The sequence below is a fragment of the Longibacter sp. genome (assembly GCF_051155795.1).
Lineage (GTDB): Bacteria > Bacteroidota > Rhodothermia > Rhodothermales > Salinibacteraceae > Longibacter.
In genome coordinates this window covers 1-22500 of sequence record NZ_DAXETW010000065.1, presented here as the reverse complement: position 1 = coordinate 22500, position 22500 = coordinate 1, and the positions used below count along the sequence as shown (strand labels likewise).

Genomic DNA, 22500 nt, shown 5'->3' with positions numbered 1-22500 from the left:
TTGGTGTGCCGCGAAACGGAAAAGAACGGTGCCGCCCTGCGGGACTTCTCCCGCTGGCGGACCACATCTGACCGTCAGCACCTGTGTCCGTTCCGACGAAGCGTGTTAAGAGACGTTGAGTCTCATGAATGCCTCTCAGCACCCACCCTCTCGTCGACGCGGTATCCACATGCATGCTATCGCACGGGTGGATATCCACTGGACAACGCCGCAAGTCGTCAGACATCGCGAGACCATTGGTCCCGGACGTTACTTCATCCGCTCGCGGCGCGTGCGTCATGTCAACGGCGTCCGCTTCCACAGCTTGTTAGCAGCACGGTTCCAGCTTGCCTCTTGAAGAGACAACGACCTTCCCTCGCACCGATATAGTGTGGATCGCGCGGCGAGAACGGGCGAGCCTCTATATATAAGGACTCAACCCCTTCCGTCGACGCATCTGATCTTCCCGTTCACGTGGCCACAACCTGCGTCACAGGCGGTCGCGACCGTGAAGAGAAGGATTCTTTTCTTTCGCTCAGTAAAACACAGAACAGCGCGCTTCTTGTCGCGCGGGAATCGGAAACAGGAGGGGATAGGTGTTGTTTCCCCTCCCTGGTATTGAGTTTCCGCGAAGGCTGGACCCCAGCTGCTCGAAGCGCCTTTAGAGGCTCTCCACTGCTCCCTCCTTCGTTCCTTGGCCTGCGACACGCTCGTTCTTCATATGTCTTCTTCGTCGTTCTTCTCCCGCGCTTCGGATTGGCTTCGGGCGCTGGCCCGGAATCCTTATTTGTGGTCCGGTCTGGGCGGACTTCTTGTCGTTGGAATGGGCGTCTACTTTCTGTTCAACGCCTTACTCATGCCGTCCTACACACGGCATGATGCCGCGATACAGGTCCCGGACGTAATGGATCTACCCTTTACGGAGGCAAAAGAGACGCTCCTTCGACACGATCTTGCCGTCGAGCGGCAGGTCGGTCGATTCAATCCGCGCGTTCCGCAGGATCACGTCGTCGATCAGAACCCGCCGGCCACCTCCAATGTCAAGCCCGGACGCCGGGTATATCTCACCGTTAATAGCGGTACGGCACCGACCGTGTCCGTCCCGGACCTGACAGGTACGTCGCTGCGGGAGGCCCGAAATCGCCTGATGAGTTTAGGCCTCGACGTCGGGGAGGAGCAAGTGGACTCCATCCCCTCCCCCTACGCGCGGACGGTCACCCGCCAGGCTCCGGAACCCGGCGATTCACTCAAGAAAGGGGCGTCCGTCGACATCTGGTACAGTCGCGGCCTCGGCGAGGAGCGCGTGCCCGTGCCCAACGTCCGTGGCCTGCGCGTTGATTTGGCAGAAGCACGTCTCCTTCGACAGCGTCTCCGTAGCGTCATTATCGATCCGACGCCGGCCGATGAAGAGGACCGGACGGCACCCGAAGAACCTGAGACCGGCACCGAGCAAGAGGCCGAGGCGGAAGAGGATCCTAAAACCAGGCTTTGGGTGCGACAACAGGGGCTCGACCCGGGCGTGCGCGTCCGTAGCGGAACGGAGGTGCGACTCTTCGTGACGCCCGACTCAACGGCGGTTCCGAATCCGAGCGCGACACCCGCGGCGCCGTCGCCCGACACGACGGCAGCAGAGGACCCCGGAGACGAGGACGAGCTGTCGTTCTAATACCGGGCCTCGCCGGGCGTACAAGCCCCCGACGATTAATCCTCGGCCGTATATTCCCGGGCCTTGCAACGTGAAAGGGCCGTTTCCCCCACGGGGAACGGCCCTTCTCATTTCCTATCGGATCGTGCACGCCCGCGGCTGGGAACCAGGACGTCCGCATCGCGCCCGCGCATTGAGCGTCTACTCGTCCTGAACAGACACACGGAAGTCCCCGTCGGTCGCGACCTGTACCTGTTCGTCGTGCTTGGTCTGAATCAGACGCCCCGTGTAATCGGGCTGGATGGGATACTCTCGGTGTCCGCGATCGACCAGAACCACGAGCTGGATGGAGGAAGGTCGACCGTACTGAATCACCGCATCGAGCGCGGCGCGGGCCGTTCGGCCGGTGAACAGCACATCGTCGACGAGGATCACGTCGCGCCCGTCGACGTCGGTGTCATCCTTCCGTGCTGCCGGACGCTCGGCGCCATCCGGTTGATCATCACGATACGGCGTGGTGTCGAGGTCGTGTACCGGGACGTCGTGGCCTTCAATCTCCGCGATTTCCTGTGCGAGGGCCCGTGCGAGGGGAACGCCGCTTTCGCGAATACCGAAGAGTTCAAGGGTCCGTGCGCCCCGGTTTCGTTCGACGATTTCGTACGCGAGGCGGCGGAGCGTCCGGCGGATGCGCCGGGGAGACATGATCTCGACGGTCGACATGAACGACGATGTACAGGACGGATGAGGTGAGAGATGGACACGCGCGAGCGGTTACTTACGACCCCGAGGCCTCGGCGGGCTCCGGCTCATCCTCGCTGGCACGGTTCGGGCAGTTCTCCCGGATACAGTGGCCGTACATGTTCAGCGAGTGGTGCTTGATTTCGAACTCGTAGATTTCGGCAACCATCTCTTGAATGCTCTGGAGGCGCGGATCGCAGAACTCGAAGAGCTCGTTGCAATCCATACAGATCAGATGGTCGTGCTGCCAGTAGCTGTACGCCCGCTCGTACTTCGCCTGATTCTTCCCGAACTGATGGCGAACCACGAGCTCGCATTCCATCAGCAGTTCCAGGGTGTTGTACACGGTCGCCCGGCTCACGCGGGTGCCGTCCTGCTTGAGGCGCAGGTACAGTTCGTCGGCATCGACGTGATCGTCCGTCTTATAAATCTCCTCGAGCACCGAGAAGCGCTCGGGCGTCTGGCGCTTGTTCCGCTTTTTGAGAAACGCCTCGAAGATCGATCGCACTTCGTCGAGCTTTTGCTGCGGCAACGTCGACATGAGCGTCCGTGTGAAACCTGGAGTAGCAAAAATAGACGGGCGGAGGCCGGCCATCTACCCCGCCCGAGATCCGTGTCGGGTGAACCGGTGCTCGAACATGGGGTTCCTGCTCAGCCCTCCGCCCTGGCGGCTGCAAGCAGCCGGTCCACGTCCGCCTGAACGCGGTTCTGGATGGCCGTAATCGACGGCGTGCCGTCCAGCCGAAGAAACCGGTCGGGCTCTTGCCGGGCGAGGCGATCGTACGCGGCAGCGACCCGCTCGTAGAAGCCATCCGAGGCCCCCTCCATGCGATCCGGACCGACGTCGGATCGATTTCGGCGCGCAAGCGCAGTACCGGCGTCGACCTCGACGAGATAAGTACGGTCCGGGACGAGGCCGCCCGTCGCCCGCTGGTGAAGGCTGTTTAACCAGTCGATGTCCACGTCTTCCACGGCGACATCACGGCCCGCCCCCTGGTATGCGGTGCTGGAATCGTAGAACCGGTCGCAGATGACGACGCGGCGTTCGTCCAGAGCGGGCTGAATCTTCTCGCGGCAAAGCTGCGCTCGGGCCGCGGAGAAGAGCAACAGTTCGGCCATGGGCTCGATCCGAACCTCCTCGTTCAGGAGCAGGGACCGGATCTTTTCCGATAGATCCGTTCCGCCGGGCTCCCGCACCATCAACGGGTTTTGCCCCGCCTCTAACAGGTAGTCATATAAGAGGCGAGCCTGCGTGCTCTTGCCACTTCCGTCGATTCCCTCGAATGATATCAGCACCATACAGTTGGTATTCGTAAATGAAGCGGGCCCAGGGGGGTGGCATAGCCCGTGCGATACGGAACGCTGTACTAATCCGGAGGTAACGCTTTCCCATGAAGGGGTCTTGGCGTGCACCACACGGCACTTTCCAGTGAAAGCCTCGTTCCAGGTCCTCCGGAAACCCTACCAGGCACGCGTCCGGTGCGCACGCATTCACAACGAAAAGACGATGTTCAGACGCATGGTCTCTTCTTGCAACTGAACGGACGTGCGCAGTATAATGAAGCACCCCATGCCCCGGCCGGTCCTAACCGTTCCGGCGGCTCTCCGCACAACGTGCTCCCCCGACGAACCAGCAACCGGCGCGACATGAGCATGTTCGACTTCGGCTTCGACGATCACGAGGACTCGGCCTACGAGTCCCATGTGCGTGAACTCGTCGCGTCCTACGAGGACGATCCGGATTCCTACTTCGACTCCAGTGCCCTGGAGGATATTGCGTCGTACTATTTTGAGCGTGGGAAACTGGAAAAGGCCCTGGAGGTAATCGACCACCTCTTGCATCTGCACTCGTACACGTCCGATGGGTGGATGCGTCGCGGCATCTTGCTGAATAATCTGGGCCGACATGAGGAAGCGCTCGAAGCGTACCGCGAAGCGCTATCGCTGAATCCCGTCGACACCGAAACGCTCATCAACCAGGGCATCACGCTCGACAGTCTCGGGCGCACCGACGAAGCGCTTGCGTCATATGACGAGGCCCTCGCGATCAATCCCCGTCACAGCGAGGCTCTCTTTAACCGCGGTATTACGCTGGAGCGAAATGACCAGCTCGAAGACGCCGTGGAGGCGTTCCAGGCCTGTGCAGACCTCGACCCGGAGCATCCCGAGGTGTGGTACGAGCTCGGCTACTGCTACGATCGGCTCGAGGACGACGAGGAGAGCGTCGAGTGCTATGATCGGCACCTGGACGTCGACCCGTACTCCCAGGATGCCTGGTACAACCGGGGAATTGTACTCAACCGGATGGGCCGCTTCGAGGATGCAGTCTCCAGTTACGAGATGGCAATCGCCATCCAGGACGATTTTGCGTCCGCACACTACAATCGGGGCAACGCACTCGCCAACCTCGGCGCGCTGGATGAGGCCGTCGAGAGCTATCAGCGCGTTCTCGAACTGGAAGGGCCAGATGCGGCGACGTATTATAACATCGCGCTCGCGTACGAAGAGCAGGAAGCGTTCGACGAGGCCTTTGACTATTACGAACAGGCCCTGGACGAGGAATCGACCTATCCGGAGGCGTGGTACGGCCTCGGGAGCTGCTACGACGCCTACGGTCAGTTCGACTCGGCGATCGACTGCTTCGAGCGGTCCATCGATCTGGATCCCGGCTCGCCGAAGTTCTGGCGCGCAAAAGCGGATTCCGCCTACAAAGCCGGTCGCGTGAATGCGGCGCTCGATGCGTACCGGAATGCGGTAGATCTCGACGACACCAATGAGCATGCGTGGGTCGGCTATGCGGAGACGCTCTTCGAGTCGCAACGCCCGGAGAAAGCCCTTGAAGCCTATCGTCAGGCGCTGCAACTGGCACCGGACTCCGCCGGCACGTACTTCCGCCAGGCCAAAGCCCTGCTCGCCCTTGGACGAGCCGACGAGACGATCCGCTCGCTGAAAACCGCCTTCCGGCTGGATCCGGCGACCAAGGAAGAATTCCGCTTCGCCTACCCCGACCTCTACCGCAACGACCAGGTTCGGCAGATGCTGGGGCTGGAGCGTCGCTGAGTCCGCCACCTGACGGGGCCGTCACTCCCGCGTTCACGTCGCAATCGATAGGCCGGTGCCCGCTCGCACCGGCCTTTTTCCATGCCTCCACGCCGCTTTCATTCCCCGCCCGCTTCACGATGATCCGTACGCTGCTCCGCTTTTTTGCCTCCGGTCTTCTCATGGGCGGTGCCGACATCATTCCGGGCGTCAGCGGCGGGACAATGGCGTTGATCGTCGGCGTGTACGAACGCCTCGTCGCGGCGGTGTCTTCGGCGACGTCGCTCGCCGTGGCGCTGGCCCGATTCAACCTGGACGAAGCCCGCACACACGCTCGGGCCATTCCGTGGATTCTCGTGCTACCACTCGGAGCCGGTATTCTGGTCGCCGCCGCGGTAGGCGCGCGAACCATTCCGCCGCTCATGGAGGCATATCCTCAGCAGATGAACGGGCTGTTCCTCGGACTCGTCGCGGCGTCGCTGGTGATTCCGGCTCTCCGCATCGACGAGTTTCGCCCGGTATACGGCGTGACAGCGACCGCTTTCGGGATTGTCACCTTCTTTCTTGTCGGCCTCCCCGTTTTTGGGGCGGATAACCCCGGCTTGCTTCGCGTGTTCGCTTCCGCCGCGGTCGCGATCTGCGCGATGATCCTTCCAGGCATTAGCGGCGCATTTCTCCTGAAAGCCCTCGGCATTTACGAGCCAACGCTGGAAGCCCTCAACGGCGTGATCGAGCTCGATGCCTCGCATCTACCGTTCGTGCTGACATTCGGCGCCGGCGCGGTCGTCGGTCTGGGCTCTTTCGCAAAGCTACTGGACTGGCTCCTCGCCCACCGGCATGACATTACGATGGCCGCGCTCCTCGGCCTGATCGCCGGCGCGCTGCGTGCCCTCTGGCCGTACGTTACGCCCGACAACGGCCTCCGCGGTCCCACGGCAGGCGAACCGATCGCCCCGGTCATCGCCCTCTGCTTGACCGGTTTCGTCGCGGTGATGGCGCTTATCTGGTGGTCCCGGCGCGCCCATCGGGCAGAAGCAAGTGCAGGGGCATAACCGTGCTGCGTTTCCCGGAATCCACGTGCCGATTTTCTCGGCGCCATCCCCTATGTTGGAGACTCCGGCCTCTGGACCCCTGAATCTCTCTTTCCACGACGTATCGCCGCCCATGCGTCTGCTGCTCCCCCTCCTTGCCGCTACCATCCTCGTTGTCGGTTCAGGATGTTCGGCCGGCGGGACGGCTGCTCCGTCCACCGCCCGGTCGCCCGACACGAAGGATTCGCTACGGACCGAGGTGGTACGCCTTCGCGATGAGGTCCGCACGTTGCGCGACTCGCTACAGTTCTACGACGACGTGGACTCCGGGCAATACTACCGCGAACAGCGAGCACTTCGGGACCAGATGGCGCGGATGACCTATGAGCTCGACGCGCTCCGCGACGGCGGACAGACGCTTTCGGAGGAGCGCGTCGATCAACTCTTCGAGCCGGCCTCCGCAACCCTCACCGAGGCCGGGCGCAACGCACTCAAACCGGTAGCCGCCCAGCTCCGGCAAGCGTATCCCGAGCGCGAGATCCGGGTTGAAGGGCACTCGGACGATACCCCGCTCGGCGAATCGATGAAAGAGACTTACCCGAGCAACTGGGAGCTCTCGACCGCCCGCGCGTCCGCGATCGTCCGCACCCTGATTGATCTAAGCGGGATGGACGCCGATCAGTTCATGGCCGTGGGATACGGCGCGACGCGTCCCGTCGCAAGTAACGAGACGGCGGCGGGCCGCCGTGCGAATCGCCGCGTGCGGATTGCCGTTCTTCCCGCGCCGCGCGACTACACGCGTCCGTTCGAAACGTCCTGGTAAGAAACGGACCGCCGGTTCCCTGCTTCTCCTCTTCTATTCCCTCTCGTACGTCTCCATGGCCCGTCTCCTCCGTCGCATTCTCTTCTCGGTCCTGGCCGTGGTCGCCGTCGGGGCCGGACTCTGGTTCTGGGCCTCGTCCGGGACGCTCTCCAGCGACGAACTCGCGCAAACGCGCACGTACGCCGAAGCCGATTCGGTCTCGGACACGCTCTCGGTGATGACGTACAACATCGGCTACCTGTCGGGGATGACGAACAATCTGCCGGTGGAGCGGGATCGCGCCCTCTTCGATAGCAATCTCGCGTCTGCGATCGATATGCTGGACCGGGTCGACCCGGACGTGATTGCCGTTCAGGAGATCGACTTCGACGCCGGCCGCTCCTTTCACGTTCACCAACTCGACACGCTCGCCCGGCGCCTGTCTTACCTGACCGCTGCGCAAGCTGTGAACTGGGACGTCCGATACCTTCCCTTTCCGTACGGCTGGCCGAGCGTTCACTTCGGGCGAGTGCTTTCCGGTCAGGCGATCTTGAGCCGCTACCCGATCGTGGACCACCGTCGCCAGGTCCTGGCGAAAACGTCCAGACCCTATGTGAGCCGCGTGTTTTATCTGGATCGCCTCGCACAGGTGGCCGACGTCGTGATCGGCAGCGACACCCTCAGCATTGTCAACGTTCACCTCGAAGCGTTCGAGCAACCGGTGCGAGAGACGCAGGCGGCGGAGGTCCGAGAGCTGGTGGCGCCGCTTCTTGCATCCGGCCGGCCTGTGCTGCTCGTCGGGGACTTCAACGCGGTGCCGGACGACGCCAGCGATGAGACGCTTCGCCGCGTCACGTCCGGCCTTTCCCTGAATCGAGCGATGCCCGATACGACGCAGCACGCCGGCACCTATCCGGGTGACGACCCGAAGCGATTGATCGATCACATCTTTTACGCTACGGAGCGCATCGTTCCGATCGGGACGCGGATCGATTGTGGGCCGCCCGATGCACCGCCGTCGGACCACTGTGCCGTCACCATGACATTTCGGCTCTCCGCCGACGAGAACAACGCGCTATAGTCCGCCGTGCGGGGGCTTGTGGCAGGCTACGGCCCGAGTACCCGGAGCAGGATGTGAACGAACGACGCCACACCCGCCAGCGCGGTACACGCCACACCGAGACGCGTAATGTGGGGTCGGCGGTCGCCAGCAGCGCCGACAAGCAAAATGCCGGCGGCGAGAAGAACGCTCAGTGACGCAAGACCGACATCTCCGAGGATCGCGAAAACCCCAGACAGGCAGAGCAGAGAAAGGCCTGTGGTAAGGGGCAGCGGAGAAACAGACGCGGCTTCCGGTTCACGCGCCGCTGCAGGAGGCTCAGACATGGGTCCGGGAAGATCTGTGACAGTCGAAGGCGCCTTCACCTGCACCCTCAATTCGGAACTCATCGACGGATGAACGCCGGATGGAGTTCCGATGAAGGGCGTTGCCGACCGCGCGCGAACGGGAGATGGACCGTGCCGCCTCGTCCCTGAGGTGAGCGGGTCCGGTGTATCTAACCCAGGCCGGTCGCTACGGCATTCCTGCCACCTGGGTGATCACGTCAATCCCCATGAAGAAGACGGCAAGCGCGAGGCCGACGTACGCATATCGACGTTGACGGTCGTCATTTTCCGCTTCGCCCTGCGCAAGCAGCAGGAGTGCCCCACTGAGGGTAACCACGGCTGCAATCATCCACGTGTCCCGGAAATAGACAAACGGAAGCCCCGTCACCGCCACCACGAGGGCAGCGATACGGAGCGTTCCGGGTTCGAGCACGCGTGACGAGTCCGCCATAGCGCGGACGGGGGTCGGTCGGAAGGGGCCTGTCAGGCTGCAGCGGGTTGGCGTGACTCCGGCTCTTCCTCCGTTTCGGCCGTCCAGTTTCGGGCCTCGGCAATCTTCTCGCACTGGTGACACCGGACGTCCCGGTTCTTCGCCTTGAAGCACGGCCGGGTGTTCCACGCTGCCGGGGCCTCCGGCAGATTGACCTGCGCCGCCGTCACCTCAGCCAGCGTTTCGATAAACTTCGGGTGGCTGTTCAGGGCCGGCATGACGTGGTAGTGCGGAATGACCACATCGTCATCCTCCTCGAGCTCTTCCGGAATCTCGATCGCAAGCTCGTAACTCGTCTCGATGTGCTCCGTGACGAATGCCACCGGGATGACGAGAACAGCGTCTTTGCCTTCCTCCTCGTGGAGTCGAACCAGCTCATCCGGCGTGCCCGGCGTCAGCCATTCGGCGGGGCCGACCTTGCTCTGGAACGCCGTCGTAAACTCGCGGTCGTGTTCGCGGTGCTCCATCACATGCTTCACCGTGGAGTGCACGAGGCAGCAGTACGGGTCGCGCCGCTTCTTCATCTCCTTGACCGGCGTGCCGTGCGCAGAAAAAAGGAGATGGACATCATCTCGGATCTCCTCCGGGAATTTCTGAAGTCCCTCGTCGATGCGATCGGAGATCGCCTGGACGTACTTCGGGTACGCGGCATACTCGAAGACGTAGGACGTTGGCCAGTCTGGGATCTCGCCCGCCTTCTCCAGCTCTTTCCAGTAGGAGAGCGACGCGCCCGTGGTGGTTTTCGAGTATTGCGGGTAGAGCGGAAGGAGGACGACCTTATCCACGCCGTCCTCTTCCATTTGGCGGGCCGCCTCTTCACTGAACGGTTTCCAGTACCGCATCGCGATGTAGGTCTTGAACGTCGCACCGGAGGATTCCCCGTAGCGCTCGTTCAGCATAGCTTCGAGGCGATCGGACTGATCCCGTGTCAGCTCGTTAATCGGCGAGCCACCGCTTTCGTCGATCTCGGCATAGTCTTCGGCCACGGACGGTGCGCGGAGCTTCGAGATCAGCTTACACACGGGGTGACGAAGGAATCCCGGGAGGGGGATGTCGATAATCGCCGGATCCATGAACAGGTTATAGAGAAACGGGCGTACCGTCTCTTGTGAGTCCGGCCCTCCGAGGTTGAGCAATACGACGCCGACGGTATCGCCCGGATCGACATCCAGCGCGTCGGCCGAAAAGAAGGAGCCGTCGACGATGCGCTGGTCCTGATTGTAGTTTTCGTAGTTGTAGCGACGCAAAAAATCGCGGGGCGTCATGGGCGAGCGGGATCAGTAGGGTACATCGACGTGATTCGTGCGCGACGTGTACGCCCCAACGCATCGACCGTGCACGTCCCGGACGGGATGTTGCACGCCTGTAACGATCGTGTGGTACCGACGAAACGGAAGGGCTTTTGGGATACGTGCTTCATCGCGGGTATGCGATAAACGGTGCGATCCAGCTCGGGTTCGAGCACATAAGATCTTCGCCGTCAGCAAATACTGCCGCCGAATACGGATTCGGCCTGACATTCGTTCGTTTCGACCGGATGCCGCGGAGCGGCATTCAGCACACAATGAACACCTCAATATGACAATATTTTTGCGACAACCGGGCCACCCTCGCTTCAGCACCCGCCAGACGCCCATAATGTAGCTTAGTCGCGCTCTGCATCAGACTCGACCCATGCCCGGGGACAATGCGAGATCGGCTTTCTCCAGCCAATCTGAAGGCCCAATTTTGTGAAGGGCACGGCCAAATCGCCGCAATACCCGCTGCATATGAGCAATAGATGAAGCATTGACGAAGCCGACTGTCAGGGTCGGTATTCGCCGGTGAAGTCAGGAGCGGTCGTCGTACGGGGTAGCTTCCACCGCGGACGGGCCGGTTTCCGCCGAGCCGTTTCCGTGATAGTCGCCGGAGCCCGACTCCCCGTTGCCTTCGTGGACGCCCGCGGCGCGATCCTCCATCCATTGAAGGAGAGACGGAAGGAAGAGGACAGCGGACAGAAGCGTCGTCCCGATGCCGACGACGGCGAGCGATCCGATCGAGTTCAGGCCCGGGTGAAAGCTGAGGAGGAGCCCGCCGAATCCCATCATCGTCGTGAGCGAACCGATCGTCACGTGCTCTCCGGTCGAGCGAAGAACCCGGAAGATGGAGCCCCGGCCCTCTTCGCGGTAGCGATGGACGAGGTGAACACCCGCGTCATTCCCGATGCCAAGCACCGCCGGCAAGACGATCATGTTGTAGAAATTGAGCATAAGCCCGAAGATCTCCATCAACAAGAGCATCCAGAGAATGCCAACCACAAGTGGGACCAGCGCGAGAGCAGCCCAGCGCACGGCTCGGAAGTTGGCGTACATCAGAAGGGCGACAATCAAGAAGGTACCCAGCACCATCCACGGCGCTTCGCTGCGCATGATGCGCAGCATGTCCGCGGCGACGAGGGACGTGGATGCCGCGTGGTAGACCTCGCCGTCGTCCGTGCGGATGGTCCCGACGTCCTGGAGAAAGGCGATGGATTTGCGCCCGTCGGAGAGACCCACTGACGGGTAAATCATGACGAAGGTGCCGATCTCGCCGGACTTCGTTGTGAACTGTTTGCGCAGAAAGTCGGGGAGCTGGTCGAGGTCGATGGCTGTCGTGGTTTGAGCGGCACGCCGCAGCTTATCGATCGCTTCGCCCTCCTGATTCCGGAGGTACTTGTTGTTTTCCAGCAGATCCCGGATCTGGGCGATCCGGTTCAGCTTTGCCTGGCGGGCCGAATCCGCAAGCGGGAATCGCTCCTGCAGACTCTCCACGCTCAGGATCGTCGGCGACGTGGTGTCGCGCCGCGCTTTTTCCCGCACGGCCTCCACGATGGCGGGCACCTCTTCGGGCGAGTCTGCCACGATGTATGCCGGGTTCCGCTTCGAGGGGCCGCTGGACGTATCGGCGGCCGACACCCGGTCGATGACTTCGTTGCGCTCCTCGTATTGCGTATACTCGGGTTCGAGCGCGCCAAAGTCGTACTGAAAGCCGACTTTCGGGATGAGGAGCAGTGCGGCAACGACGGCGAGTCCGCTGGCCAGTACGATCGGGCGGGCCGCAGGGAAGCGCCGGTCCCGGCCCGAGCCGTTGATGTCGCCAGAAGCGTGCCCGGTGCCCGAGGTCGCCACAGCTGCATTCCGGCGCAGGTCCAGCAGGTTCGAGCGCTCAAGCAGGGCCAGCAGCGCCGGCATCACGACCGTCATCGCAATCAGAGCAAACAGGACGCCGGTCCCGGCGATGGCGCCGAACTCGCTGAAGCCTTTGAAGTCCGCTGGCGTGAGCACGAACAGCGCGGCAGCCGTCGTGAACGCGCCAATGGCGATGGCCTGACCGGTGGACACGAACGTCGTTTCAACGGCGTCGGTAATGCCGTGTCCCTCCGCCCGTTCTTCGGCGTACCGCCCGTAGAAGTGGATCCCGAAGTCGATACCCAGACCAAAGAGGACCAGGCCCAGCGTCGAGGTCATCAGCGTGAGGCGCTCGAACAGCACGTACGCGACCCCGCCGGTCCATGCGAGACTCATGAGAAGGGGGATGCCGATCACCAGCCCCATGATGGGCGTTCGCAGGAACTCCTGTAGCATCACACGGGGACGGAAGCGGCCTCGTCCCGCCCGAGCAGCGTTCGCTTTGTAGAAGAAGTACCCGACAACGAGCAGGATCACCGCGAGGATGCCCGTCCCGAAGGACCCCGAGACGTCATTCCAGATCGTGTTGACCTCGACCAGGCGTCGGTACAGTCGCCCGCCGAGGGTCACCTCCATCTTCGCGTTGTAGGAAGTCGGCTCGACCTCATCGACCAGCTCGCGCAGGTCGCTGTAAAGCTGATCGATGAAGGCGATGTCCGTATTGGTTCCGCCCGGGTAGAAGCGCAGAACCATCGTGGTAGAGTCCGGCGAGACGGGGTATCGTTTCCCTACCAGATCGTCGTACATCGCCTCCAACTCGCGACCCGACGCGTCGCTGTCCCCTTCCTCCTCGTCCAGGTCGAAGTAGAACGGGTTGGCTTCAAGCTTGGCCTGCTCGATCTGGTCGTCGAGATAGTTTTCGACCTGTGTGAGCTCAGCATCCGAGGCAAAGTAGAGGGCGTTGTCCTTCAGGTATTCGACGTCGCGCTGGTACTCGACGCGCGTCAAGTACGGCTGTCCGTCCGGGCCCTCCATGTCGAGCGCTCGTGGAATGAGCGCTTCGGCGAATGCCTTATTGGAATCGAACGAAGGACTCGTAATCGCAACGGCCACATCACTCTCCCCGCCGACGGTTTCCTTCAACTGATTCAGCGCCTGAACGGTTGGCCGGTCCTCCGGGATGAGGTTCGCCAGGTCGGAGTCGATCGTCAGGTTGCGTGCCAGCATGCCTCCGGCGACCGTCAGCAGAACGGCGGCGAGAAGCACCCAGCCGGCACGACGGACCACGCCGCGAATGAAGGGGCGGAGGTGTTCGAAGAGGCGATGCATGAAACCGGTATTCGGTGAGGTCAGGTCGTGGGCGTTCGGTACCGTACGAAAGAAACCGCATAAAGGAAGCGGTCGCAGATCCCCCCCGGGGAAGGCGGGTCTGCGCCGGACCCGAGAGATTAGTTATCGTCCCGGGTGAACGGCGGAAGCAGGCGGATGTCATCGAAATGGATCTCCGCCCGATCGCCAGTCGTGTCGGAGTCGCTCCAGAAGGTGATCGACAGCGGCCGATCCGGCGGTGCTTCTCCGAAGACCTGTCTGTAATCGCTCGGGATGTCGCGCATCACCTTCTTCCACTCGCCCAGCCGCGGCTCACGTGCGGAGTCGACCACGATCACTTTCAACGGCCCGAACGAGACCACCGAGCCGACAGGCAGAGACGAGCTATATGTGTACTTGATGCTCTTCGGCCGGCCCAGCCAGTCCGACCCGAACGTGACGTAGAGCGCCCCGCCCGTATCGTTTTCCCCGCGTTCGCTGGCTCCCTCTGGCAGGTCGACCGCGCGCCAGCGCCAGGCGATACGGGGATGCGTATTCAGGTTCCAGTCAAATTCCTTGCCGTTCCGCTGAGTATAACGAAGGGCCTCGTTCTCTGTGACAACGCGGAGATAGCCGTTGCCGCCCGATTTCTCGACCTCGACGGTCTCGCCGGGCTCACTCGCCTCCTCGGGAGGAATGGTGCTCTTGTCTCGCTTGACGAAGACCCATTGACCGGGAAAGGTCCCCGCCTTGTACGAATCGAAATCATCCACGATAATCGGCGCCGGTGCGTTCTGGTCAGTGCCTGCGGCAGCCGACGGTTGCGCATCTACGGCGGTCGATCCACCCAGTAGGAGTACGGCCAGAAGGGCGAACAGGAGGATCGAGGAACGCCGGCCCGGAATGAGGACGACGTGTAGAGCGGGACGCTCCATATCAGTATCGATATTATACGGAAGTCGGGACCATGTAGCCGCTTGCGCTCATGGTGAGGTAACGCCGCACGAGTGGCGTCCGGAATCACTTAACGGCAAACTCATGACCGTTCGTACGTTGCGTCGCTCGGGTGCATCCCGGAATGTCAGCATATGATACCCGGCGCGACCATGCTGGTTTGCCCAGCAGGACGCCTCGCAGGAAACGATTCAGACATTCGGACACGAGCAGCGTGCATCCGTTACGGTCGTTAGAATCCGTCAACTGCTCCAAGCACCGGAACAAACGTCTTTACGTTGTTCGTACATGTTGTTACATACTGGATTACACACCGGCGGCCGGTTCCAGATTCGATCGATTGCGCTGAGCATTGGCGCACCGCTGAACGACAAAATAATGCTCCAGTGCTGTAACGCCGCGGGGGGTTTTTGATCGTATCCATCAACGGGCTGCCGAAAGATTTCGACACATGGACGGCCGCCTTCGCGGTCACGCCCCCATATAGTGGCGCAGGGGAAAGACTGCTTCGTTCCGAGTCGATCCTCTCTTCCCGTCTCCCTGTTTTCTGCCAACACGTCAATTTCATGCGGTCATATCAGAAAGCGATTCGCATTGTCGGGGGCACGCTCGTCGTGTACGCCCTTCTTGTTGCCAGTCACCTCGGGGAGTTCTGGCCGTTCAGCATCTACCCGATGTTCTCGCAGGCCGGTAATCCGTGGACGCGCGCCATCGTCCGGCAGGTACCGCCGGAGGCCGAGGCCGTCGACTGGCGGACGATCCGCCTCGAGAACCTCCCCGGTGAGTCCTTCGGCATGGTCGAGAACGGCATCAACCAGAATGACGTCGCCAACTACCTCTCGAAAACCGACGTCTGGACGACACAGCGCCTGCGCGGCTTCCGAAGCATGTTCGATTCCAATCACGAGTTCGGTCCGCCGCTCCGCGTGTACCGCGTCCGCGGCACATTGCGGAGTGACTCGGTGGATATTGACGCAATGCCGGTCATGCAGATCATGGCGGATACGACGTTTTTCCACCCGAATGTCGCGGTCCAACTCGACCCGTCATCCGACCCGGCGTCGTACGCCAGCCGGTGACCTGCACCGACCACCGGCAGATCGTCATCTGAAGACTTTTCCCCCTGAGACAGAAAGGGACCGGCTATGAAGGCTTACGTACACGCACTCGCCCGCCAGCTCTTTGATTTCGAAAGCGACGAGTCGTGGGGGGACATCTGGCACTTCCGACTGGTCGAACTCTTCCTCATCGGGTACACACTTGACTATGTCTGGAGCTGGGGCGCCTACATCCAGACGAACATCTCCGAGGTGATGCTGCCGCTCGGCCTGGCGCAGTATATCGACGTGTCGTTCATGTTCGACCACAACGTCGCGCTCTGGAACGCGGGTCTCATCACCCTCATGCTTGGCCTGGGGCTCTTTCGCGCCTGGCGACCGGCCTACGGCATCGCGCTCCTCTTTTTCCACTTCCAATACGTTGCCCGATACTCCCTCGGCGAGATCTCGCATGGTTCGAATCTGGTCGGGATGGGCATCCTTCTCCTCGGCATTGCCCATCTTCTCTACACCGGCGCATCGGAGCGGAGGCGATTCATGTGGGGATCGCTGTACTTCTTCATCGGGCTCGGGTACACATCCGCTGCGGTGTGCAAGATGATCGGCACCGGCCTTTACTGGCCCGACGGGCATCACCTCATGATGTGGATTAGCGAACGCAAGGTCGACGTCCTGTCCAAATTCGGGGCATTCGATCCCAACATCCTGCAGGAGCTCGTCCTTGGCGACTATCGGTGGGGCACCCTGATCCTCCTCTTCGGCCTGCTCGCAGAAGCGGGAAGCTTCCTCATGTGGTTCCGCAAATTCCGGTATTACATCGTGATGCTGGTCGTCTCGATGCACTTCGGAATCGTCGTCTCGATGAATATCTTTTTCGAGGCCTCAACCTACTTCCTCATTCTGATCGGGCTTCCCTGGAACGTCATCCTCGATGCGGGTCGCCGGCGCGTCCAGGGTATGCTGAACAAAGGTGTATCATCTCCCGGAAAGCAGTCGTGGGCATGATGTGAGTTATGCACGGCTGCCGGCGCGGCGGATCCAGACGGGACAGCACGTGTAGGTGCGTCTGCAGCCGGTTTCCGCATCTGCTCCTGATCCCCTCATGCGCCTCCTCTTCGTCACGCAGGACTTCCCGCCCGATGTCGGAGGCATACAGACCTACTCCTGGGAACTGGTGCGGCGGTGGGCGGAAAAGGTTGCGGTGCATGTCGTCGCGCCGGACCGGCCCAATGCAGCGGAGATCGACGCGTCCCTGGCGGCCTCGGTCTCACGCGTACATTCCGCTCCGGAGATGTTGCCGATCCGCGGGATCCCGAGCGTGATCCGGGACGCGCGCACCACCCGGCCGGATCTCGCCTTTCACGCGCAATGGCAGACCGTGGGGGCGTCGTTTCTTTCCCGCCGGCTGACGGGCTATCCACGCCGCATCGTGTGCGCCGCTCACGGCCGGGAAATCCTGTTCAACCCGGCCGCATCCGTGCCCGTCGCCCGTGCCGGATATGACGGCCTGCGTCGCCTCCTCCTTCGCGTCCCTGACCTGTTCGTCCCCGTCAGCCGCTATACGGCGGGATTACTTCACCGGGAGGGCGTCGACCCGTCCCGGACCCGGGTTGTGCCCAACGGGGTGGACCCGGACCGCTTCCACCCGACCGATGCTGCCGACCTGCGTCGTCGCCTTGGCGTAAGCGACCGGCCCATGATACTGACGGTCGGCCGCCTCGTCCCCCGAAAAGGGATCGACACGACGATTCGTGCTTTGCCGGCCCTGCAGCGGCAGATTCCCGACGTACGGTACGTGATCGTCGGATCCGGACCGGACCGGGAGCGCCTTGAGGACCTGGTCGACACGTTCAGCGTCCGGGACGCGGTTCACTTCGCCGGGCAGGTTCCCTGGAAGGACCTCCTTCTCTACTACAACGCGGCCGACATCTTCGTGATGCCCTCGCGTGAGGACCCGCCCGATGTGGAAGGCTTCGGCCTCGTATTTCTGGAAGCGAATGCCTGCGGTACACCCGCCGTGGGTGCGGCATCAGGGGGCGTACCCGATGCCATCGTAGACGGAGAAACCGGCCGACTCGTCCCGCCCGCGGATCCCGGGGCCCTTGCTACGGTCCTGGGCGAATTGCTTCAAGACCCCGATCGAGTCCAAGCGATGGGGCGTGCAGGACGGCGGCGTGCCGAGGGGGAGGCAAGCTGGGACCAGATCGCGGCATCATTGCTACGTACGATCCGCTGATGGAGGAGATAAATCGAGCGTGTGAAGAAACGGACGCTGCCAGACGGGGCTGCACGCATTTCCGCCAGTGTGAGCCTTAGGCGAGGCTGAAGAATGGAGACCGCGAATTGAAAAGGACGCGCCGACTCCGTAATGTCTTCATAACATCACGGTATGCTTATTGATCTCAGAGACCCAGCCCGCGTCTCTCGGGATCCGCATCTCCCCGCCCCCCTTTGCTGCACCTCGTTTCATGATCATCGTTCAAGGCGTTTTTCGGTCCGGGACGACCCTTCTGTTCCGGACGCTCCGCCAGGCCCCCCGCCTGCGCTGCTATTACGAACCGCTGCATCCAAACCTGCTCGACCACGTCGCAGAGGCCCATTCTCAGGCGCCGAACCACCGGAAATCGTCGCTCTACTCCGAATACGCCGCGCTGAACGGGCATCTCCGGAAACGATTCGACCCTCGGCTCTGCGACGAACGATCGGTGACCCTAAACGGTGGACAAGGATGCCCGCGACTCCGGTCCTACCTGAACCTGCTCGCTGCGTCCGGGCCGAACGGAGCGGACGAGGGCGGTCGAGTCGTGCTTCAGTTTAACCGGGCCTTCTGGATGGCGCGATGGCTTCGGACGCAGTTCCCCGACACATGCTTTCTGCACGTCGTTCGCGATCCGCGGTCCGTCGTGTGGTCGCAACTCACGACGTCGTCGTGCCAGCGGGTGCGCATGGACTGGCCACTCCTCAGCCGACGGTTTTTCAACGTCTCTTCGGGCGATTTATCCAACGTATTTTCCCCCTACGCCTATCATGGCGTGTACCAGATCAAGCACTACCTGGCACTGGGGCGCGCCGAGTTGAAGCAGGGGAGTGATGCCGCGTGCCAGTTCGCGCATGAACTGCTCGAATCGGTGGAAGGGAAACGACCCTACGTGCAGGCCCTGGCTCTCTGGGGCGCGCAGGTCTGGGTTTGCCATCATCACGCCCGGGCTGCCTATGGCGACCGTTACGCTCTGATCCGGTATGAGGATTTCGTCCGTGATCCCTGTTCGTCGCTTAGATCCCTGTTCGAACGAGCCGGAACGCCGCCGCCCGACGCCGCCCGACGCTTCGCCAAGGAATCCGTTCGCCCGAAGCGCGTTGCGCGATGGTCGACGGTACCTACCGCGACCGAGAGATTCCGCGAGGGGATTCGCCGAGCCGGCATCGAAAAAGTGCTCGACACCGTCGGATACTCGCTGTCCGAACCGTAAGCTTCGCCCGCCCGTCTCCCCGAAGGAATGACCGACCGCCTCCGCCGCCTATACGCATCCGCTCGCGACCGGTGGCAGACGTTTGCGCAGAGTTCCGCCGGGAAGACGGTGCTGAAAGGACTGCGGTGGCTCTTCGTCGGCGCTGTGGCTGCGTACCTCGTGTATCAGCTGAGCGAACTGGGCTGGCGCGAGCTATGGACATCCCTCCCGACGACGCCGGCTTTTTACATCCTGTTGGTCCTGATGTACGTGACGCTGCCCGTCACGGAGGCCATTATCTACGGAAAAGCGTGGAACCTCCCGTCCCGGAAGCTTCTCCCGGTCCTGTTTCGGAAACGGGTGCTGAACAATGATGTCCTCGGGTATTCGGGAGAGGCGTATTTCTTCCTGTGGATGCAGCGAAACTCCGAGATCGCACGCCGGCGGCTTCTGGCGACGATCAAGGACAACATGATCATCTCGTCGGTGTCGTCCACCTCGGTCGCCTTCCTCCTGCTGGCCGCGTTTTTCCTGACCGGGCAGGTCCAGCTCCTTGAACAGTACCTCCCGGACACCACGTCCACCATCGCGGCGGCGGTAGCCATCATCATCGTCGTCGTCGCCGTCGGCCTCGCGTTTCGACGGGCCATTTTCTCGCTGTCCGCCTCCATGCTGGGCATCTTTGCGATCGGCCATCTGGCGCGGTTCGTGTTCAATAACGGCTTCCAGGTGACGCAGTGGGCGCTTGTGATCCCAGAGGTGCCGCTTGGCACGTGGATCACGCTGCTCTCCCTCTACATCATCATCAACCAGGTCCCGCTGATCCCGGCCCGCGGTCTCTTCTTCGTGACGGCAAGCGTCGAGCTCGCCGGACCGCTGGAGGTACCGACGGCGGCAGTTGCGAGTATGCTGCTCGCACAGAACCTGCTGGATCGAGGCCTCAACCTGCTCGTCTATGTCGGCACAACGGCGGCGGAGGCAGCGGATCAGGAGTTCAGCAAGGAAGACGAGGCGGCCATTCCCGAGGAAATCCGCTGACGCATCCATCGCAATTCCCCCCTGTCCCCCTGCATTATGGTATCGCTTGCTCCCCGCGCCGTCCGGCATCGTGTCCTTCTCTCCGCGGGATGGATGGCCCTGCTCCTGTGCATCGCCGTGACGCCGGCCACCGCGCAATCCGCCGACGGGGATGCCCGTCATGCGTGGACGACTCGCCTGGCGGCCGATGCGATCCTCGCGCCGGATGCCGGTCCGGCGTTCTGGGCGTACAGCAATCAACATGGTACGGTGGACGCGTCCTCGTCCAATGCGCTGGTTCGCGCTTTTGCTGAACGAACGTTTCAGCTTCCGGGGACGGTCGATGCTGCCGTGGGGGTCGAACTGCTCGGACGGTCGTCGGCGGAACCCGGCGTCTTCGCCCACCAGCTCTACGGTCGTTTCCGGTCTCGGGGCATCGAACTACAGGCCGGTCTGTGGGAGGATGAACCAAGCGGTCTCCTCCATTCGACCCTCTCTATCGGGTCCCTCGGACGGAGCCGAAATGCCCAGCCCGTGCCAAAAGTTGCACTGCAGATCCCCTCTTACACCCCCGTCCCTGGAACGGGCGATGTGGTGTCCGTGCGCGGCTATTTTGCCCACGGCTGGCTCGGCACCGACCGTTATGTACGGAACGCCCTGCTCCAGGACAAAGCGTTGTACGTCCGCATCTTCCGCCCGGACCAGCGCGCACAGCTGCACGTCGGACTGCTGATGCATACGATCTGGGGTGGCACGCATCCGACGATCGGTGACCTGCCGGACGGGCCGATGACGTTCCTGCGCGTGATGGGAGGCCGCGCCGGAGATGTCGATGCCCCGGAAATCGAACAGGACGGATCGCTCGGGGCCTCCGCGGCGGGCTACGACCTCGGCCTCTCGTTCTCGCTTCCCGGTGCGGACGTAATGTTGACCCGGTATTTTCACCACACGGACCGGCCGTCGCTGTTTTTCCGGAATCCGTGGGACGGCATCTGGGGCGTCCGGGTCGAGCGTCCCGATAGCCGGCTGGTCGAGACCGTTCTCTGGAACCATCTGCGCACGACGCGGCAGAACGCGAAGTTTTCCGAAGGGGAGGAGCGTGGCGAGGACACCTACTACAACAACTCGCTGTACCGGAGCGGGTGGACCTTTGAAGGGCGCGTTCTCGGGTCTCCGTTGCTACTGCCAAATGATCGAGGGCCCGGCGTGTCCAACAACATCGTCATCGCCCATCACATTGGCATCGGCGGGCGTCTTCCCGGGAAGGTCGACTACCGACTCCGCGCCACATACAGCCGCAATTACGGTGCACAGAGCGTGTGCGCCGACGCCGCGTGCACGCAACTCGAGGATCGCCGGACGTCGCGGACCGACCAGTACTCGATCGGGGGCGAACTATCGCGGAGCGTGAATGCACTTACTTTTCGAGCGGGCGTTTCCGCCGATTCAGGCGCGCTGTACGCCGATCGGGTGAGCGTTCTGGTTGGATTCTCATGGAAAGCGTCCCGCGGCGCGATCTTTTAGGGTGGGTTTTCCCCTCGTTCCTCCATACCTTTGCGTCATAGCTCCGTCTGAAACCACAGCGCGAACAAGTACCCTGCTTTCCTGATGCCCAACACCTACGAGACGATCCAGGTCGGCGACTCCTATGAGTGGAAGAAGGTCGTCACCGCGGAGGACGTGAAGTCGTTCGCCCGGATTACCGGCGATGACAATCCGATCCACGTCGACGAGGAATACGCGAAGGAGCATTCTCGCTTCGGGCGTCCGGTCGTACACGGCGTGCTCCTGCTCGGACTCATCTCAAAGGTCCTCGGCCGCGATTACCCCGGCCATGGCAGTATCGCCGTCGCCATCTCGTGCCGCTTCCTCCGCCCGGTCACCGTCGGCTCGGAAGTGACTGTACAGATCAAGGTCTCGGAGAAGCTCGAGTCCAGCAAACACATCAAGGTGAAGGTTTACATTTACAAGGAGAGCAAGATGGTTCTCGGCGGCGAAGGGCGCGTCATCCCCCCGACCGAGGAAGACGGTGAGTTGCAGATGCCTGAGAAGTAGCGGTCTTCGCGATCCGGGCCGTGCCCACGTGGCGTCGGCCCTTTGCTGTGCGTTTCATCTGCGGTTCCCCTCTCCCATCCGGTGATGCCCTCGCGGTACCGTCGTCCCGCGAATCGTCGCCTGTGTCGTTCGGACCGGCCGTCAGTCACGGTTGCCCCTCGCTTCGGCCAGCTTTTTGCCCGGCATTCTCCGCCCGTGCCGGCGTTGGCGTCCTCCGGTCCCGCCTCCTTCCTTTCACCGCTTTCCCGCATTCTCTTGGCTTTCCCCGTCCCCCGACGCTTGTCCCTTCGCTGCCTCCGCGGCCCGCTATTGCTCGCGACGGTCGCTGTCGCCGTCGGGTGCCTCGTTGCAGCGACGCCGGCGGTATCTGCGCCGGTCTTTCCTCCGCTCGTAGCAGGGGAGG

Annotated in this window: 20 protein-coding genes; 12 read left to right on the top strand and 8 right to left on the bottom strand. The window is 62.3% G+C overall.

What is annotated here, in order from left to right:
• Positions 1–700: 700 nt before the first annotated feature.
• Positions 701–1645: a PASTA domain-containing protein gene (locus tag ACFCU0_RS07165; RefSeq protein ID WP_434972986.1), complete on the top strand. Its 945-nt coding sequence runs from the start codon at positions 701–703 to the stop codon at positions 1643–1645.
• A 180-nt stretch (positions 1646–1825) separates the two neighbouring features.
• Here ACFCU0_RS07165 and pyrR read toward each other — a convergent pair whose 3' ends face one another.
• The 3 genes from pyrR to tmk form a co-directional block, all read right to left on the bottom strand.
• On the bottom strand, positions 1826–2344 hold the full coding sequence (gene pyrR / locus ACFCU0_RS07160; protein ID WP_434972985.1) for a bifunctional pyr operon transcriptional regulator/uracil phosphoribosyltransferase PyrR: 519 nt from the start codon (positions 2342–2344) through the stop codon (positions 1826–1828).
• A 55-nt stretch (positions 2345–2399) separates the two neighbouring features.
• Complete coding sequence (locus ACFCU0_RS07155; RefSeq protein ID WP_434972984.1) at positions 2400–2903, bottom strand: Fur family transcriptional regulator; 504 nt, start codon at positions 2901–2903, stop codon at positions 2400–2402.
• A gap of 110 nt (positions 2904–3013) precedes the next feature.
• Entirely contained in the window at positions 3014–3661 is a 648-nt protein-coding gene (gene tmk, locus ACFCU0_RS07150) for a dTMP kinase (RefSeq protein ID WP_434972983.1), read from the bottom strand.
• Between the two features lie 348 nt (positions 3662–4009).
• Between tmk and ACFCU0_RS07145 the strand changes: the two genes are divergently transcribed.
• From ACFCU0_RS07145 to ACFCU0_RS07130, 4 genes are all read left to right on the top strand, one after another.
• Positions 4010–5422: a tetratricopeptide repeat protein gene (locus tag ACFCU0_RS07145; protein ID WP_434972982.1), complete on the top strand. Its 1413-nt coding sequence runs from the start codon at positions 4010–4012 to the stop codon at positions 5420–5422.
• Between the two features lie 119 nt (positions 5423–5541).
• On the top strand, positions 5542–6453 hold the full coding sequence (locus ACFCU0_RS07140; protein ID WP_434972981.1) for a DUF368 domain-containing protein: 912 nt from the start codon (positions 5542–5544) through the stop codon (positions 6451–6453).
• A gap of 112 nt (positions 6454–6565) precedes the next feature.
• Positions 6566–7255, top strand: a complete 690-nt coding sequence (locus ACFCU0_RS07135; protein ID WP_434972980.1) for an OmpA/MotB family protein — start codon at positions 6566–6568, stop codon at positions 7253–7255.
• A 55-nt stretch (positions 7256–7310) separates the two neighbouring features.
• A complete protein-coding gene (locus ACFCU0_RS07130; protein WP_434972979.1) occupies positions 7311–8315 on the top strand; it encodes an endonuclease/exonuclease/phosphatase family protein in 1005 nt (334 codons plus the stop codon).
• Positions 8316–8341: 26 nt separating this feature from the next.
• Here the strand turns inward: ACFCU0_RS07130 and ACFCU0_RS07125 are convergent, their stop codons facing one another.
• The 5 genes from ACFCU0_RS07125 to ACFCU0_RS07105 form a co-directional block, all read right to left on the bottom strand.
• A complete protein-coding gene (locus ACFCU0_RS07125) occupies positions 8342–8620 on the bottom strand; it encodes a hypothetical protein (protein WP_434972978.1) in 279 nt (92 codons plus the stop codon).
• A gap of 187 nt (positions 8621–8807) precedes the next feature.
• Positions 8808–9071, bottom strand: coding sequence for a hypothetical protein (locus ACFCU0_RS07120; RefSeq protein ID WP_434972977.1), 264 nt, complete (start codon positions 9069–9071; stop codon positions 8808–8810).
• Between the two features lie 32 nt (positions 9072–9103).
• Positions 9104–10375, bottom strand: a complete 1272-nt coding sequence (gene hemH / locus ACFCU0_RS07115; RefSeq protein ID WP_434972976.1) for a ferrochelatase — start codon at positions 10373–10375, stop codon at positions 9104–9106.
• 564 nt (positions 10376–10939) lie between these two features.
• A complete protein-coding gene (locus tag ACFCU0_RS07110) occupies positions 10940–13585 on the bottom strand; it encodes an efflux RND transporter permease subunit (RefSeq protein ID WP_434972975.1) in 2646 nt (881 codons plus the stop codon).
• Between the two features lie 119 nt (positions 13586–13704).
• A complete protein-coding gene (locus tag ACFCU0_RS07105; RefSeq protein WP_434972974.1) occupies positions 13705–14499 on the bottom strand; it encodes a DUF3047 domain-containing protein in 795 nt (264 codons plus the stop codon).
• Positions 14500–15084: 585 nt separating this feature from the next.
• Between ACFCU0_RS07105 and ACFCU0_RS07100 the strand changes: the two genes are divergently transcribed.
• From ACFCU0_RS07100 to ACFCU0_RS07070, 7 genes are all read left to right on the top strand, one after another.
• A complete protein-coding gene (locus tag ACFCU0_RS07100) occupies positions 15085–15597 on the top strand; it encodes a hypothetical protein (RefSeq protein ID WP_434972973.1) in 513 nt (170 codons plus the stop codon).
• 66 nt (positions 15598–15663) lie between these two features.
• Positions 15664–16581 (top strand): hypothetical protein, encoded by a 918-nt coding sequence (locus tag ACFCU0_RS07095; RefSeq protein ID WP_434972972.1) that lies wholly within the window; start codon positions 15664–15666, stop codon positions 16579–16581.
• A 97-nt stretch (positions 16582–16678) separates the two neighbouring features.
• Complete coding sequence (locus tag ACFCU0_RS07090) at positions 16679–17812, top strand: glycosyltransferase family 4 protein (protein WP_434972971.1); 1134 nt, start codon at positions 16679–16681, stop codon at positions 17810–17812.
• 232 nt (positions 17813–18044) lie between these two features.
• Positions 18045–19046, top strand: coding sequence for a sulfotransferase (locus tag ACFCU0_RS07085; RefSeq protein ID WP_434972970.1), 1002 nt, complete (start codon positions 18045–18047; stop codon positions 19044–19046).
• A 27-nt stretch (positions 19047–19073) separates the two neighbouring features.
• Positions 19074–20063, top strand: coding sequence for a hypothetical protein (locus tag ACFCU0_RS07080; protein ID WP_434972969.1), 990 nt, complete (start codon positions 19074–19076; stop codon positions 20061–20063).
• Between the two features lie 36 nt (positions 20064–20099).
• Complete coding sequence (locus tag ACFCU0_RS07075) at positions 20100–21566, top strand: capsule assembly Wzi family protein (RefSeq protein ID WP_434972968.1); 1467 nt, start codon at positions 20100–20102, stop codon at positions 21564–21566.
• Between the two features lie 84 nt (positions 21567–21650).
• On the top strand, positions 21651–22097 hold the full coding sequence (locus ACFCU0_RS07070) for a MaoC family dehydratase (RefSeq protein ID WP_434972967.1): 447 nt from the start codon (positions 21651–21653) through the stop codon (positions 22095–22097).
• The last annotated feature ends 403 nt before the right edge of the window (positions 22098–22500 follow it).